At 43.8% G+C, this 16,484-nt stretch carries 14 protein-coding genes; 9 read left to right on the forward strand and 5 right to left on the reverse strand.

The features are described from left to right. Window positions 1-16: 16 nt before the first annotated feature. From DBZ36_RS11605 to phnE (DBZ36_RS11625), 5 genes are all read left to right on the forward strand, one after another. Entirely contained in the window at window positions 17-1,237 is a 1,221-nt protein-coding gene (locus DBZ36_RS11605; protein WP_120355117.1) for a glycerophosphodiester phosphodiesterase family protein, read from the forward strand. Between the two features lie 227 nt (window positions 1,238-1,464). Further along, window positions 1,465-2,505 carry a phosphate/phosphite/phosphonate ABC transporter substrate-binding protein gene (phnD, locus tag DBZ36_RS11610; protein ID WP_120355118.1) on the forward strand — a complete coding sequence of 347 codons (1,041 nt, stop codon included), beginning with the start codon at window positions 1,465-1,467 and terminating at the stop codon, window positions 2,503-2,505. A 121-nt stretch (window positions 2,506-2,626) separates the two neighbouring features. Next, on the forward strand, window positions 2,627-3,397 hold the full coding sequence (phnC, locus tag DBZ36_RS11615; protein ID WP_120355119.1) for a phosphonate ABC transporter ATP-binding protein: 771 nt from the start codon (window positions 2,627-2,629) through the stop codon (window positions 3,395-3,397). Further along, window positions 3,385-4,182, forward strand: coding sequence for a phosphonate ABC transporter, permease protein PhnE (gene phnE, locus DBZ36_RS11620; RefSeq protein WP_120355120.1), 798 nt, complete (start codon window positions 3,385-3,387; stop codon window positions 4,180-4,182). Before phnC ends, phnE (DBZ36_RS11620) begins: the two co-directional genes overlap by 13 nt. Then, window positions 4,182-4,985 carry a phosphonate ABC transporter, permease protein PhnE gene (gene phnE / locus DBZ36_RS11625; protein ID WP_120355121.1) on the forward strand — a complete coding sequence of 268 codons (804 nt, stop codon included), beginning with the start codon at window positions 4,182-4,184 and terminating at the stop codon, window positions 4,983-4,985. Before phnE (DBZ36_RS11620) ends, phnE (DBZ36_RS11625) begins: the two co-directional genes overlap by 1 nt. Window positions 4,986-5,139: 154 nt before the next feature. Here phnE (DBZ36_RS11625) and DBZ36_RS11630 read toward each other — a convergent pair whose 3' ends face one another. From DBZ36_RS11630 to DBZ36_RS11640, 3 genes are read right to left on the reverse strand one after another with little or no spacing between them, the layout of a single operon-like run. Beyond that, a complete protein-coding gene (locus DBZ36_RS11630) occupies window positions 5,140-6,498 on the reverse strand; it encodes an FUSC family protein (protein WP_120355122.1) in 1,359 nt (452 codons plus the stop codon). A 14-nt stretch (window positions 6,499-6,512) separates the two neighbouring features. Next, window positions 6,513-7,388: an HlyD family secretion protein gene (locus DBZ36_RS11635; RefSeq protein ID WP_120355123.1), complete on the reverse strand. Its 876-nt coding sequence runs from the start codon at window positions 7,386-7,388 to the stop codon at window positions 6,513-6,515. 12 nt (window positions 7,389-7,400) lie between these two features. Continuing rightward, window positions 7,401-7,697, reverse strand: coding sequence for a DUF1656 domain-containing protein (locus DBZ36_RS11640; RefSeq protein WP_120355124.1), 297 nt, complete (start codon window positions 7,695-7,697; stop codon window positions 7,401-7,403). 58 nt (window positions 7,698-7,755) lie between these two features. On the opposite strand from DBZ36_RS11640, the gene DBZ36_RS11645 reads away from it, so the two are divergent. Continuing rightward, window positions 7,756-8,664 carry a LysR family transcriptional regulator gene (locus DBZ36_RS11645; protein WP_120355125.1) on the forward strand — a complete coding sequence of 303 codons (909 nt, stop codon included), beginning with the start codon at window positions 7,756-7,758 and terminating at the stop codon, window positions 8,662-8,664. An 18-nt stretch (window positions 8,665-8,682) separates the two neighbouring features. On the opposite strand, the gene DBZ36_RS11650 is transcribed toward DBZ36_RS11645, so the two are convergent. Continuing rightward, a complete protein-coding gene (locus DBZ36_RS11650; protein WP_120355126.1) occupies window positions 8,683-9,858 on the reverse strand; it encodes a threonine/serine exporter family protein in 1,176 nt (391 codons plus the stop codon). A gap of 143 nt (window positions 9,859-10,001) precedes the next feature. Next, a complete protein-coding gene (locus DBZ36_RS11655; RefSeq protein WP_120355127.1) occupies window positions 10,002-11,390 on the reverse strand; it encodes a serine hydrolase domain-containing protein in 1,389 nt (462 codons plus the stop codon). Between the two features lie 467 nt (window positions 11,391-11,857). Here DBZ36_RS11655 and DBZ36_RS11660 point away from each other — a divergent pair, with 467 nt between their 5' ends. The 3 genes from DBZ36_RS11660 (at window position 11,858) to DBZ36_RS11670 (ending at window position 16,256) form a co-directional block, all read left to right on the forward strand. Beyond that, window positions 11,858-13,522, forward strand: coding sequence for an amidohydrolase family protein (locus DBZ36_RS11660; RefSeq protein WP_120355128.1), 1,665 nt, complete (start codon window positions 11,858-11,860; stop codon window positions 13,520-13,522). A 94-nt stretch (window positions 13,523-13,616) separates the two neighbouring features. Beyond that, window positions 13,617-14,591 (forward strand): CobW family GTP-binding protein, encoded by a 975-nt coding sequence (locus tag DBZ36_RS11665; protein WP_120355129.1) that lies wholly within the window; start codon window positions 13,617-13,619, stop codon window positions 14,589-14,591. 111 nt (window positions 14,592-14,702) lie between these two features. Then, window positions 14,703-16,256: an amidohydrolase family protein gene (locus DBZ36_RS11670; protein ID WP_199711844.1), complete on the forward strand. Its 1,554-nt coding sequence runs from the start codon at window positions 14,703-14,705 to the stop codon at window positions 16,254-16,256. Window positions 16,257-16,484: the final 228 nt, after the last annotated feature.

The raw sequence follows: 16,484 nt of genomic DNA on the forward strand, positions 1-16,484 counted from the left end.
TGCAAGGGGATACAAAATGAAGCAAATCTTTAAAGGAACGGTTGCGTTGGTATTAGGGGGGATTTCAATATCATCGTACGCGGATCAGGCCTCCGCAAATTTGGGGCCTCGCCCACTATTTGTGGTAAACAACATGGATGAAGGGCCTCTTAAAACAAGCTTGTTAAGTTGTAGCGAAGGGCCTTTTCATCGCAGTGATTTTTCTATCGGGCACCGCGGGGCCGCCATGCAGTTCCCAGAACATACCAAAGAGTCTTATTTAGCGGCGATACAAATGGGTGCGGGTATCGTTGAATGTGATGTTACGTTTACCAAAGATAAACAATTAGTTTGTCGACATTCTCAAAGTGACCTTCATACAACTACGGACGTGTTAGCGCATCCCGAACTTGCCCAAAAATGTACTATTCCATTTACACCTGCAAACCTTGAAACCGGGGAAGATGCCAAGGCCGAATGCCGAACCTCCGACTTCACCTTAGCTGAGTTCCAAACCTTAAAAGGAAAAATGGACGGTGCTAACCCCAAAGCCACAAGCGTTGAAGAATACATGGACGGCACCGCGGGCTGGCGCACGGACTTATATAGCCAAAGTGGAACCTTGATGACGCATGCACAAAGTGCAGAATTATTTAAGGCCCACGGCGTGAAAGTAACCCCGGAGCTAAAATCAGCAACAGTTGAGATGCCATTTAATGGGTTTACCCAGGCAATGTATGCTCAAAAGCTAGTCGACGAACTTAAGGCAGCTGGATTTGAACCCGAAGATACCTACCTTCAGTCTTTCAATCTAGATGACGTGAAATATTGGCTTAAAGCTGCGCCTGAATTTGGAAAGCAAGCGGTCTACCTTGATGATCGGGTTTATGATCCAAGCAAATTTTCAGCAAGTGCAGAAAATATGAAAGAGCTGAGCGATGTGGGCGTGAAAATCATTGCTCCTCCGTTGTTTGCGCTCGTTGAACTTAATGATAGCAATGAAATTGTTGCCTCAAACTATGCGAAATTAGCTAAAGCTGCTGGCATTGACATGATTGCCTGGACTTTAGAGCGATCGGGTCCGTTGGATCAAGGTGGTGGTTGGTATTACCAAAGCGTCAAGCAAGCTATCAATAATGATGGAGACATGATGACTGTGCTAGACGTACTCGCTAAAGATGTGGGCGTGCTAGGTGTCTTTAGTGATTGGCCTGCAACCGTGACTTATTACGCAAATTGTATGGAAAAGCAGACTTAACTGTGTCATTCAGACGTATCAAAGAGCCTTAGGGCTCTTTTTTGTCGAAAGAATGGGGTGGACAGTTGTGACCCAAATTTAGTCTTTCGCCGTGGTCACATCTGACCCAAATGTTTTATAAAGATGAGGGCTGGAATATAACCATTTGAAATGTATACATATTAATCGTGGCATAAAGCGTGCAATCAAAGGCTGACTTCCAATAAAAGTAACGATAAGGTTTCAAGATGAAAATTAGTGTTAAAGGATTGTTAATCGCTAGCTCATTTCTACTACCAACGATGGCTATCGCAAGTGACTGTGAAAGCCGCGGCGTTTTAGACGATAGATATTGCGATGAGAACCAAGATATGGTCGCTGATGCTCCCAAAGACTCAGAAGAGTGGATAGACCCGAGTACGCTGGTGTTCACCTACACACCTGTCGAAGACCCAGCCTTATATAAAGACGCATTTGCAGACTTTCAAGCGCATTTAAGTAAAGTTACCGGAAAGCGCGTTATCTACTACACCGTTCATTCGAACTCTGCACAGGTTGAAGCGATGCGATCTGGTCGATTGCATGTCGCTGGATTCTCTACTGGACCTACTGGCTATGCCGTCAACCTAGCCGGCTATGTTCCAATTGCTGTTAAAGGCGACGAGTCAGGCTTTCAAGGCTACAACCTAATTACGATTGTTCGTAAAGACAGTGGCATTAAGACGATGGAAGACCTTAAAGGGAAGAAAATTGCCCACACGTCTGCATCATCAAATTCTGGTAACTTAGCACCGCGCGCATTGTTCCCAGATTTGGGCCTAGTTCCTGACGAAGATTATAAAGTGCTTTATTCAGGTAAGCATGATCAGTCTATTTTAGGAGTGTTTAATGGCGATTATGATGCGGCTCCCGTAGCTTCTGATGTTTATGATCGTATGGTTGCTGCTGGTCGTGTTGATGGTTCTGTACTTGAAATAATATACCGCAGTCCGCGCTTCCCAACCTCGGCCTTTGGTTATGCTCATAACCTGAAACCAGAACTAGCTGCGAAAATCGAAGAAGCATTTTTCAGCTACCGATTTACAGAGGAAATGAGTGCATCATTTAAGGGCGCTGATCGTTTCTCACCGATTACTTACCAAGAAGAATGGGCTGTTATTCGCGACATCGCTCATGCGACGGGTACGGCGTACACTAAATCTGGTTTGAAGAAACTAGCTGAAAAAGATGCAGCCAAACGCGCTAAGAAAAAAGCAGCCGAGCTGGCTAAGCAAGCGGCGACGCAGTAGTCCTCGATTTACGGACAACTTGCAGTCCAAATCAAAACGAACTCTCAAATAAAGTGACAAGTGATTCAATGCTCTCATGAGTAGGGCATTGAACACCTTAGATTGCACAAGGAAATGCAGTATGGCCGTAGAAAGCTATGATGGATTAAAGATAAATCATCTTTATCATGAATATGTGGCTGGCAAGCCAATCCTTAAAGACATTAACATTGATATTTCAGAGCAAGGCATTATCGCCATTATTGGTCCTTCCGGCACCGGTAAAAGCACCTTGTTACGCTGTATTAATCGACTGAATGACCCAAGCCAAGGTGAAATATTATTTGGCGGATTAGATTTAACCCAATTAAAAGGGCAAGCGCTTCGAAAACAACGCCGTCACATTGGTATGGTTTTTCAAGAATACAACTTAGTTGAGCGTTTAACGGTGTTGGAAAACGTGATGTGTGGGCGACTGGGTTACATGAGCTCTTGGAAAGCATGGCGTCGGCAATATGGCTCGGATGATCTAGCTAAAGCCTTTGAGCTTTTAAACTTTGTTGGCTTACAAGATTTTGCCAACCAACGTGCTGATAGTCTTTCCGGCGGACAACGACAGCGGGTGGGTATTGCGCGCGCTGTTATGCAAGACCCCTATATTTTACTCGCAGATGAACCAACCTCTTCGCTTGATCCAAAAACAGCGGTTGAAATTATGGAGCTTATGGAAACCTTTGCCAAGCAGAAGAATATTCCTGTGCTGGTTAATATCCATGATGTGAACTTGGCCAAGCGTTACGCGAAGCGAATTATCGGAATGAGCGATGGCAAGGTTCATTACGACGGCAGTCCGGAAGGGATTACCGAGGAAGACCTTAAAATCATCTATGGGGGCGAATCATGGCTGGATTAACTCAGGGCTTGCCATCAAAAACCGAAAACCCGTTTAAATCGTCTTGGACTAGTCGAGCGATTATTGCTGTGATTGTCGCTTACCTTATTTATAGCTTCTCAACCTTGGGATTAACCTTCGAGCGATTGCTCATCGGTTTTGGTGAAAGTGACAGACTTTTATCGCGCATGTTTCCACCGGATTTTTCGCGTAGTGGATTATTGTTGAGTGGGATTGCCGAAAGTCTGCAGATTGCCATTATCTCAAGTTTTTTTGGCATTGTTATCTCCTTGTTTTTAGGGCTACTAGCAGCGCGCAATCTAATGCCTTCAATCGTATCAATTCCGGTGCGAGGTTTTATCGCATTGTGCCGCTCATTCCACCCGGTGATTATTGCCATTTTGTTTGTTAAGGCAGTCGGGTTTGGCGCCTTAGCGGGAATTTTGACCTTAGTGTTCGCATCCATCGGCTTTATCGCCAAGTTGTTTGCTGAGGCAATTGAAGAGATTTCGTTCAAACAAGTAGAGGCGATACGCGCAACCGGGGCAAGTTTTGTCAGCGTGATCGTGTATGCGGTTATGCCACAGGTTTTCACCCGTTTCATAGGCTTTGCAAGCTATCAGTTGGATTCAAATTTAAGGAATTCAACCATGGTTGGCATTGTTGGGGCTGGTGGTATTGGCGGAACTTTATTCTCGGCTTTTCAACGCTTTGATTATGATTTTGTTGCCGCAATTCTAATGACGATCATTGCGCTAATTTTAGTTGGCGAGTTCTTATCCAATATCGTTAGGAGAGTTTTCTGATGACAACGCAAATGATAGACGAGCAGTGGCAACGTTTTACCTTTAGCGAACGTTTAGCCCGATTTGCGGTATACCTGTGTCTTGTATCTGCGATTGTTTGGTCTTGGCAAACCGTAGAAGTAATACCTGAGTTTTTATACGACGCCCCCTCGCAATTTATGGATATGTTTGAGCGAATGGTGCCACTTGACTACACCTCTTACCCTATCAGTATTCATGGGGCCATGATTGAGACTTTGCATATTGCAACCTTAGGCACTCTATTTACCTTGGTTCTGGCGATTCCATTAGCACTGCTTAATGCGCCAAATATCACCCCAAGTAAAACCCTGAACTGGATAGCCCAATTCTTTTTAGTGTCATCGCGATCAGTCAACTCACTAGTATGGGCCTTGTTGTTTATCGCTTTGTTTGGTCCCGGCGTTCTTGCAGGAATTATGGCGATTGCGATTCGCAGTATTGGATTTGTCGGTAAGCTATTAGCTGAAGCGATAGCCGAAGTAAACATGGGCACTATCGAAGCGCTACGGGCTACAGGTGCGTCGTGGGGCAGCATTTTGGTGAAAGGATATTGGCCTCAAGTCATGCCGGCTTTTTACTCAATTGTGTTGTTTCGTTGGGACATTAATGTACGCGAATCAGCGGTATTAGGCTTAGTTGGTGCCGGGGGGATCGGAGTCGTTCTTAACGATGCGCAAAACCTTTTTGAGTGGCAGAAGGTATCGATGATATTGGTAAGTATTTTTGTTGTCGTTATTGTGGCTGAAGCGGTGGTAATCCAGATTCGAAATAGACTAATCTAATTTTTTCTTGTTAGGCTTTGCATACAGATAAACTTAGCTACAGCAGCGCATTGCAATGTACGTGTTGTTAATATGAACTAGCATGGCAAGCGGTGGAAAACTATGTGCTTCACCGCTTACTCATAGATGTGGAAGTGACCTAGGCCTAAGACGACTAAAAAGCTTTACGGTCTTGAAATAGCTTGGTGTAAAAACTGGCAACGCTTAGACAAACGAATACTAACATCAGCATACTGATTGGCATTTCAATATTGTAGCTGGGCGTAATTTGTAGAGCGCTCATACACAAAACAACACTAAGATTACCTGCTAATACTTTTTGAATCCCCATCGATGGCGCTTCACAGACCTTCCAAATAATAATAGCGTTCAAAAAATAAAGCCCGGCCAACTGCCATAGTTCGGTGAAGATCGGTAACACGAAAACATACTGGGCTAGGAACAAAGTACCCCAGAGCAAGCAACCTACAGCGGCATGTTTGAGGGCGTTATCAGGTAAGGTAACTAAGACGCTGGCAAAAATGGACGCAATCATTGGAAAAATAAAGTCGCCAGGTAGTGGAAGATAGATCCAGATGGCAAAACACGTGAGCAATATACCAAGCGCTTTCGCAACATTCTTGAGCCGCTTGGCGTTGGATATTGAAAAACTAGACTGACTTTGTTTAGGCAAGGGGTAGTGTAGACAATCTATCATAAGCCAATCGCTAAGCGCTTGTGGCTTACTTTTTATCGATTCAATGCTCTCAAGTATTCGCAATTGTCCAGTAGTGAGTAAGGACAGGTCCTCGAGCTTGTCTTCGATAAATAAGCTTTGTAAGTAGTCTAATTGCTGCATGGCTATAATTACTAGCCGCCAATTGCGTTTCTCATGGCGTAAGCGGAAGCTATCATTCAAAGGTAAATCCATAGTCATGCTAAGCTTTCCGAGATCGCTTCTTACTGAAGTTAGCTCAGCACTAGTTCCGTAATCTAGAATTAATGCATGGTTTTGCCTTAGCTGGGCGAAGGTCGTAGACAGTAAATCAAAAAAAATGTCTTCAGTTTTTTGCGGCCAAACGATACGAAAAACAGCGCTGTACACCAGCATCCCCAATATCGTTTCCTGAATTCGAAGTACTGTAATGTCAAAAATTTTGGCACTTTCGAAACCACCGATACTGGCTATTATTGCGCACACTACCGCAGCAATGGTAAATGCGTACCCATAGCGTTTATGCGACGAGAAATAGACACAAAAAGCTAGGAACCCGGCGTAACTGATAAGAAAAAGCAAATGGTCTTGAGACAAATGACTGATTAATAATATTGCAAAAGCGCAGCCAATGAGGGTGCCGATTAACCTATTTTGCCCTTTTCTGAGTGCGTGATTATAGCTTTCACTGGCCGCTATAATAAACACACAGATAACCGCCCAGTAGGGTTTGTCCCAGCCAAACCATAGTGCGATTGATAGGGCTAGCGAAACCGATAAGCCTACTTTTATTGCTTCTTTATTGTAGTGACTTAGCATGTGTAATTCTCGCTCTAGGGCTTAACTGACGGGCCAAAAATCTTAACCGAAGCGCTCATGCCAACGCGAAGCTGCAGTGACTCGGGGAGGTCACGCAAGCTTATCTTTAGTGGAATTCGTTGAGCTAAACGTATCCATTGGAAGTTCGGATTCACATTTGGGAGTAAGTCATTACCGGTAGCACCATCTTGCTTAGCTATGCCATAACCGATGCTGCTCACCTCTGCTTCGAGTACTAAATCATTGTGCATAAGCAGAGTTACTTGTGCGCGGTCATGGATGGTAACTGCTCTGAGTTCAGTTTCTTTAAAAAAACCTTCAACCCAAAAGCTATGCTCATCGATTAGTGCGACCACCGGCGTATTGGCAACAACTTGTGATCCTTTTCTCAGACGTAGATTGGTAATGAAACCGTCAACGGGGGCATAGATCTTGGTAAATTGAAGATTAAGTTGCGCTTCTTTCGCACCAGCTTGCTGAGCTTGTAGATTTGCGCTGGCCGCTTTGACGGCGTTGCTAAGATTATTTAGGTTTAATTGTGATACTGAACTTGGGGTTCTTTTCTCAAGGCTTTGCGCGCGTTGCGATTCGTTACTTGCTTTGTCTAGCTGAACTTGTGCTTGACGAACAGCCGCTTGGAGTTTTCGATATTTTGTTTCGTAAACACTACTATCAATTTCGAATAGCAAATCACCTTTTTGTACTCGTTGATTGTCATCGATTAACACCCTGATGACTTGCCCAGTAACCTGAGGTGTAATCTCTACAATATGAGCACGCACCTGCGCGTCTCGAGTCCATGGGTTAGCCTTATAGCCTTGATACTGAATTAGCAGTAAGTAGCAAGCAATGAACACCAAAGCACTGGTGGTTAAATATCGTATTTTCATAGGTGCGCTCGCTTAAACAAGAGTCATAAAATGGCTAACTAGACTGCCAAAAATAATCAGAAGGCTTAACTGCGCTAGTGCAGGGGCCGCAAAGTATTGATGAGTCCCGGTCATGGCTATTACCCAATTGGTCAGGCTTGTCATTAGGTAGGATAGAACGAATACCAGCAAATACGGGCTGAGATAAACGTCTCCAATAACTAGTTCATGCGGCATCACATCATCACTTTGTTCGATAGGTTTAGGCGTAGGTTTAGAATATAGTGGAAGGTATGCAACGATAAATCGCTTATGAAGGATCAAGTCCATCAACTGCAGGCAGCTTTGCTTTGGCGAAGCTATATCAATTTTTGAGGCAGGGTAGAGAATGAATTTTAGCTTAGAACAACTACTGGCGTTTGTGACCGTATTCGAACAGCTTTCGTTTAGTAAGGCAGCTGCGAAGTTAGGCAAACATCGCACAACGATCGGACAAGTCGTGACTAATTTAGAAGATCAATTGGCAGTCACGCTTTTTGAGCGGGTCGGGCGGGCTGTTATCCCAACTGAAGATGGCCATCTACTATATCACTATGCTAAGCAGGCCCTCGAACAAGCTCGGGTTTTCGACAAAGTCGCGCTAAGCCTTTCTTTTGGCGGTATGGAAAGCATTAATTTCGCCTATCCAAGCATGGTTCCCCCTGGCGTCATGTCTGAGATTCGAACCCAGCTATCTCTAGACTTTCCGATGATGCGAGTGAATTACTTAGTTAGAAATAAGTCCGAAATTAAACAGGGTATACAAAGTGGTGAGTTTCATTTCGGAGCGGTAAACGTTCATGATAGTACGGCAATGCATAGTTTTGATTCGACATTCTTGGGGCATATCGAATTCGTCCCTTTTGTTAAAAAGGGGTCGTCATTGTCCAAACAGTCATCGGACGAAGTATTGCTTGGCCTTAGAAATACCCGGCAGTTTCTACTCAAGTCATTTGCTGATGAAGATATGAAAGGTAAATTGTTAGTTTCAGCAGAGCACGAAGAAGTTGATCAACTAGCCTTGGTGATAAAAATGGTCGAAGCTGATCTTGGCTGGGCTTGGCTACCCAAAGCCCTGACCGATTCTGTTTATGGAAATGCCAATATTGAGCCAATTACAGTTGATGAGTTAAAAGAAGGGATGAAGTTTGGGATTGCCTTGTGGTGTCCGCACGCCAAACAAGTTGTTGGTATTAAAAAGTCAGTTATTAAGGCCATTGAGTCATACGTCAATCGGGTTAAAAGTATTAGCGGCTAACACTTAGCCGCTTTGTGTTTATTTCAGCAGCTTTTGAGCAAAAAAACGCTCGCTAAAAATTGAATAAACCATGATTTGTCCTGCAACAATGGCGCTAAACATTAACAGCGCCGAAAGCCCTATGTTTGGAATAGGTAAAATTGCAGTAGCGAAATAGGATTCACTTGCACCGACAATGATGCGGCTTCCCGGAACGAGTATAATAATACCCTGTAAAACATAGACTGGAGCCGGTACCTGGCGAAGTCGTCCAACAAAAATACCATACAAGGTTATTAAAATGGTGCTTATCCATGTGCCCACAACCCAGTCTGAGGTAAACCAGTGCGGTCCCCACATACCGATCGCCGCTGCGGGTAGCCCTATTAAGATATCGATTACGCTGGCATTGAAAATTAGCCCAATACCCACAGATATACCCACCAATGCCAATATATGAAGTGGTAATGCTATTTCGTTGATAAATGGAGTTACGGGGAGGGTTCCCACCACTAGGTCGGAAAGGCTTAAACCAAGAATGACGCCAATGAATATTTTCAACACGATTAAGGCACTTTGTGCACCTAACTCCATACCAGAGCGAAAATCGTTTAACGCTAAACTGGACAAAGCGTTGGTTACGGTTAAGCCCGGAATAAATAACACGATAGAAGATATACACAGCGCTAACACTGGGAGTTGCGAGACCTGACTAGCCAATACGCCTACCATGAAGCTAGCGCACAAGGATACGATAAACTCAAGCATAATAGAGCGGTCATCGCGCAAAAGTATTTGTCCAAGCCAAGTGATGAATCCAAGTAGGACAGAAATTCCGACAGCTAAATACGTACTTCCGACGAGCATGAGGTAGCAAGGAGGAAGCAATAGGTTGGCAATACACAAAATGGGCCATGGGTAAGATGGTGCTTGCCGAACACCTTGGTTATTAATTAAGTCTCTAAGGCTTTGACTCATTTGACGTAAGTTTACAGAAGGTGGCGTTTTGTGTTGCATTACAAGCTTTTGAGTCGGGCCTTCGAATAGGGTATTTATTTTAGTTGGCGTTACATCAATAGATATATCCAGTCCGAGATTAGTTGCGTATTTATCGGTGTACAGACCTACAGCATAGGGAGCACAGCCAGACTGATGAAGCTTGTCAGCAAAGCTTAACACTTCATCATGTTTATTTTGTTGAAGGACAGAGAGCATCTTGGTTCCGCGTTTTGTTAAGTTGGTCAATATCTAAACTTGGCTTAAATGAGCGAATTTTCAGAGCCTTGGGCAGCGCTCATCGCATAAAGGAATCAAGGATACAAAGCACAAAATGGGCGCTTTATATCCTTTGCTTTGGTTTATTGAGTGACAAGTTTGGCCGCTTCTCGCATGAATCCTGCCATTTTGTCTTCGCCGTAAGGGGCAATATATGGATTGGTTGAAAAATAAACACCAACAAAATCGCGTTGCGGGTCGATATAGATGCCTTGTCCTAGATTGCCATGTTTATACAAGGCACCATCTGCGAAAACTGCATCGAACTGGAAGCTATTGGTTTTTGGAGCGTCAATAAAATCTCCGACTAGACCCTGATATTTTCCACCTTTCTTAAAGACTTTATCTGGGTTTGCGCTGTCATAAATGATGTTCATAATTGATGCGCTCACAATTTCTTCGTCAGCAACTTTGTCCCAGCTCGGTGTAAATAAGGTTCCAAACTTGGCCATATCTTCTAAGGTTGTAGAGACTAGGCCATGAGCAACCGCAGTACCTTCTGGTGTTAAATTGAATTCTATTCCTTTATCAGCACCAAGTTTCCCCCACACTCTTTGTTCAAAAATGTCGGTCCATGGTTTGTTTTCAATAAGCTCTGCCATGTAGTTAAGTACAGTGGTGGTTGCAGAGCTATAGCGGTTAACTTCGCCGGGTTGTTCTCCGTCAATTTTCTGGGCTTGTTTTACAACGTCTAACCAGTTCTCAATCTTGTCACTTCCAGGTGCAGCTTGACCAAATTCAGCTGAAAAAAATCGGACAATTATTGACTCTGGATCTAGTATGGATTCAAGCGTCTCCTCTAGTTGTAAACCCGTTGCCATGTTTAGTGCATTTTTTACCGAGACATCGTCCCAATTACTGCCTTTAAGCTCAGGAACGTAATTACTTATTGATGTATCGAGGTCAACTTTACCTTCTTCCACCAGTTGCGCGATGACTAAACCAACAGTTGCTTTAGCTGCTGACATCCATACGTGTTTGTCACTTGGATTCATGCCCGGGAATGCTTGATACACTATTTCTCCTTTGTGTATCATCATTACACCTTGTACACGGTGATTTGGGTGAAGAACATAGTCGTCCAGTGCAATGTTGCCGCTGTTTGTTGTATCAAAGCGAACTTGGCCAATTCTAGGGTCTAAGTTAATTTCTAACTGTCGATTATTTGAAGCTGGGTATGCTACAGCTGTGCCTAACATTTCACTCAATCGCGAATTGTAATACAGAGCGTGATCGCCCCCCATTTGGTAGTGGAAGTTGTTAAACTCGTTGTGGGCCGCTTCAGCAAACTCGTGACTGAAGCCATCCTTTACAGCCGATACTGGCAGAGTCACGTTTGCGCCAGGTACAGCCATGTATTGCTTTAAGATGTCCTGAGTTGTGTTTGGCGTTGATGCGGCGTTTCCCATTACTGAAGATACAGCAAGCGCGGAACCAAGGATAAGTAGTTTGTTTTTTCTAGGTGCTGACATGATGTGCCTCTATTCGTAAGTCATTTGTTGTTTGATAGCCCCATCTTAATCTCTGTCATCACCTCGTTTGTAATCGCATATGCAGGGCCGCGTCCTGCATATTTTGATAATACGGTCATATAAGCCTGTAACTACTACGGGTTTAATTTAGCCCTTAGATTATTGTTGTAGTGCTAAGTCTGTTGAGAATAAACCGGAATTAAAATCTTAAATGCGATATTGGTATTTTGATCTTTTGCAGGGTTCGATCCTGCATCTGCGAGTTAGTTTATGTCAGTTTGATGATTATTATACTCCCCAGTTAATAACAATCGCTTGTAAGTAGACAGTTTGCTCTGAGTCATAGTTTTTGAGCATTGGCTAAAGCTGTACATGAACGAATCGATTGTTGTTTTACATGACGCAATCAGCGCTGCGCGATGAAGAAAGTGTGCAGCTGCAATTCAATAAACGACAGAGGAACTCACATGAAAACAGGCACCAATTCAACTTATAGTTCTACCGAGACTGTAGATCATTCTAAGCGTTCGACCCTCACAAAACTTGCTGTTGGCGCTGCAGCGTTACCATTTGCGAGTGTTTTACATGCATCGGCTGAAAAGCTAAATACCGACAATTTAGTATTGTTGCCAAATGAGAAGGGGCCGTTTGATACCGTCATTGAGAATGGGCGGGTTATAGATCCCGAAACCAACTTGGATGCCGTTCGTAATGTTGGAATTAAAGGTAATCGAATTGCAGCAATTACCAACCAAAAACTACAAGGCAATAAGGTAATCGATGCTTCTGGATTGGTTGTCGCTCCAGGGTTTATTGATATGCACGCACATGGCCAGCAAGTTCCAGCTGCCAGAGCCCAAGCTTTTGACGGGGTAACAACGGCCTTGGAAATGGAGTCAGGATTGTTACCAATCGCAAAATTCTATGACGACTGTGCCAAAGAAGGTCGACCTATCAACTATGGGGCTTCAGTTGCTTGGACATACGCTAGGGTGATGGCAAAAGAAAAAGATGTAGCTCCGGCGGATGGCACAATAGTTTGGTTTCAAAACGCATTTTCGTTGAAAAATTGGCAAAACAGTTTAGCGACTAAAAGTGAATTAAAAGAGATCCTGGCTAGTGTTGAACAAGGTCTAAAAGAAGGTGGTTTAGGAGTCGGTATCAACGCGGGTTATGCCCCAGGCTATGGGCATAAAGAGTATTACGAGCTGGCAAAGCTGGCTAAGCGTTACGAGGTTCCAACTTACACCCATATCCGCTATTTGAATTCTGCTGAACCTCAGTCGAGTTTTGAGGCCTATCAAGAATTGATTAGCTTGTCGGCAACCACAGGGGCTCATATGCATATCTGCCACCTAAATAGTACGTCGGTTCAAGATATCGAAGACTGTGCTGACCTAGTTCAAAGTTCTATTGATAACGGATTAGCGATCACCACCGAAGCTTATCCCTACGGTGCTGGTTCATCAGCTGTTGGTGCCGAAGTATTTCGAGGTGAAGACTGGACGGAGCGATGGGGAGTTCCAAGCGCAAGCTACATGGAAATGAATGGCAAGGCATTAAAACAAGAAAAAATCACTGAACTTCAAACTTCTGCGCCTGGCTCTATTGTTGTGATGCATTTCTTGAAGCCAGATGAAAGTAAAGACGATCGTCATAAAATGGACCGCTCAGTGCTATTTCCTGGAGCAGCAATTGCGTCCGATGCTATGCCATGGATGGATAGCAAAGGTAAATTAATTGAAGGTGATATCTGGCCAATTCCTGCTGATGCATTTGCCCATCCGCGTTCAATTGCATGTTTTTCACGTTTTGTGAATAAATACGTTAACGAATACAAAGCTATTAGCTTGGTTGAAGCGATGGAACGTACCAGTTTGAACGCCTGTCGCATCCTTGAAGATGCTATCCCGCAAATGAAACAAAAGGGACGAGTGCAGGTTGGTAAAGACGCCGATTTGGCAATATTTAAACTTGATGAAGTCAAAGATGTTGCAACATTCACCAAGCCGAATGCGCTTTCTACAGGTATTAAACATCTCATTGTTAATGGAATTGCGTTAATTGAGAACGCAGAACTACATATGGATGCCATGCCTGGCCAAGCAGTAAGAAGAGATGTAATCGCTTAAGCCGTAAAGAGAGAATAGGGCTAGCATCGCTGGCCCTGACATAAACGCTGTGTATCGCCTTTAATTGCGATACTAACAATTAGAGATGATCAAAATGACAAAGCCTACTGTCCCAGTAACAATACTAGCCGGTTTCTTAGGTGCGGGTAAAACCACTTTACTAAACCATATTTTGAGCAATGCCAATGGCATGAAAATGGCGGTTATCGTCAATGACTTCGGGTCGATTAATGTTGATGCCGAGTTGGTTAAATCGCAAAGCGAGAACATGATCAGTCTTGAAAATGGCTGCATATGCTGCAATTTGGCTGAAGGCTTAGTGGTATCCGTGATGCGTCTACTCGCCCTTGAAGAGCGTCCCGACCATATTATTATAGAGACCTCCGGTATTGCACAGCCTAAAGAAGTCGCTTTGCAATTTGAAGACCCCGAACTACAACAGCATGCGCCATTAAATGCGATTATCACCACTATCGATTCAGAAAATGTATTAAATTTAGAGGGACCGATGGCCGATCTTGCACAGCAACAAGTTCAAGTTGCAGACATTGTGTTAGTGAACAAAGTCGATTTAGTCGACGCAGAACAGCTTGAATCGGTGAAACGGTGGTGCTCAAACCAAGCACCATTTGCTAAGTTGGTTGATATTCAATTTGGTGAAGTCGATCTACCGATCTTGTTTGATGTGCCTGAGCGATTAATTCAAACAGCCCAAGTCGAGACTCAAGATTGCACCCACCATGATTGCAGTGGCCATGATTGTGACCATGTAAAACATGGCTTTGAAACTTTTAGTTTTGTAAGCAATAAGGCCTTGGATTTAGAGAAGCTTTACCCACTATTGCAGCAGTTCTCTGTAGATGTTTATCGAATGAAAGGCATTTTGCATATCACTCAGAAGCCTGAACATCGTTGCATTTTCCAATGCACTGGGCAACGAGCAAACTTAACGGTAGGGGATGCCTGGGAAAAGGATGAACTAGCCAGTACTAGACTCGTCTTTATCGCACCTAGTCACCAAGTTGATATTGCCAACATGATGTCCAAATTGGATGCACTTGCAGCCTAAACGATTGAGCAAAGTAATTTAGATTTGATAGTAAGCAGGCTGTGGATGGCAATGCTAACTAAATTCAAGTGCTCTATATTTTTCAACAAACTGATTTTGTTAGGTTATATTATGAAACTAAGTACATTTCTCCATTCCTTAATATGCATGGGTCTCCTTGCATCTGGTAGTAGCGCTGTTTATGCATCCGACTATGATGTTGTTATTTTGAATGGTCGAGTCATTGATCCCGAAACCAATTTTGATGCAATTGCTAATGTTGGGATCTCTGGAAACACCATCCAAAAGATTACTGACAAAAGCATAACTGGTACTAAAACGATTGATGCAAGCAACAAAGTGGTTGCTCCTGGATTTATCGATATCCATGCCCACGGTCAAAACATTGGTGACTATCGCATGCAGGCGATGCAAGGGGTCACGACAATGCTAGAGCTTGAGTCGGGAGTTTTACCTATTGAAGATTGGTATGCAACGCAAGGCCAGAAGAATCTACCACTCAACTATGGCGCTGCAGCAGGGTGGACCTTTGCTCGAATTGCAACGTTCACCGATACCTCACCACAGGCAACCACTAAATACTTTCAAGATGCTCAGTCTTTAACTGACTGGAAAATGAATATCGCTGATCCAACTCAGCAAAAAAATATTATGTCACTGGTTGAAGAGGGATTAGAGCAAGGAGGCTTGGGAATTGGTATTAATGCTGGTTATGCACCGGGGCATGGACAAAAAGAATATTTTGCCTTAGCCCAGTTGGCTGCGAAACATGATGTTGCTACGTTTACTCATGTGCGTTACGCAAGCAATACTGAACCTCAAAGCTCGTTTGAAGCAATAAAAGAACTGATTGCTAATGCTGCTATAACAGGCGCGCAAATGCATATTTGCCATATCAATAGTACCTCACTTAAAGATATTGAAACAATTATGCCCATGGTTGGTCAAGCGATTGATAATGGCGTAAATATTACGGTTGGAGCATACCCGTGGGGAGCCGCGAGTACGGTAGTTGGCGCAGCGATGTTTAGTGGAGAAGGTTGGCGCGAACGCATGGGTTCTAGTGCGGATAACTTCCAACTAGGGACCGAACGAATGAGCGAAGAACAATTAGCCGACTATCAATCTAATAGCCCTGGTACTTTCATTGTTTGGCACTTTCTGGATGAAGCAAATCCTAAAGACTTAGCACTTTTAGATGCCTCAGTAACCAATCCAAATGTACTCATTGAGTCCGACGAAATGTTTTGGATGTCGATGGACGATCATGGGCACATCGACAACTACGAGGGTAACCAGTGGCCGCTCCCACCAAAGCTATTTTCTCACCCTCGTTCAAATGGGACTTTTGCAAAAGTGTTGCGAAGCTATGTACGCGAACGTGGAATTTTAGAAATGAGTGAAGCGATACGGAAAATGAGTCTAATGCCAGCCCAAACCATTGAGAACTTTGTTCCCCAAATGAAGAAAAAGGGCCGTATACAAGCAGGGATGGATGCCGATATCGTCGTCTTCAACCCAGATACGATCGCTGATGTTGGTACTTATCAGGATCCTAACCATCCTGCTGTTGGCGTGTCTTGGGTATTGGTGAATGGCGCGATAACGGTCAACGATGGCCAGCTTGATCCACAAGTTAGCGCGGGGCAGCCTATTCGACGCTAGAGGAAGCAGAAATGCGGGGCCAATAACACATATACAAGGTCGAAAATAGTTTCGGCTTTGTAGCTCAAGCCCAATGACAAACTGCGTGGAAAGCTGAGTCTAGTTATACGTGGAGGTGTGTTACTTCAGTGGTATGCCAGTTACTGGCACCATTTTAGCTTTTCTATTTCAGAACGAGCTTGTTGGGCTTGCTTAAATGACTAGATCACCAGCAAAGACCTGTAATTA

The organism is Alginatibacterium sediminis, from assembly GCF_003610775.1.
GTDB lineage: Bacteria > Pseudomonadota > Gammaproteobacteria > Enterobacterales > Celerinatantimonadaceae > Alginatibacterium > Alginatibacterium sediminis.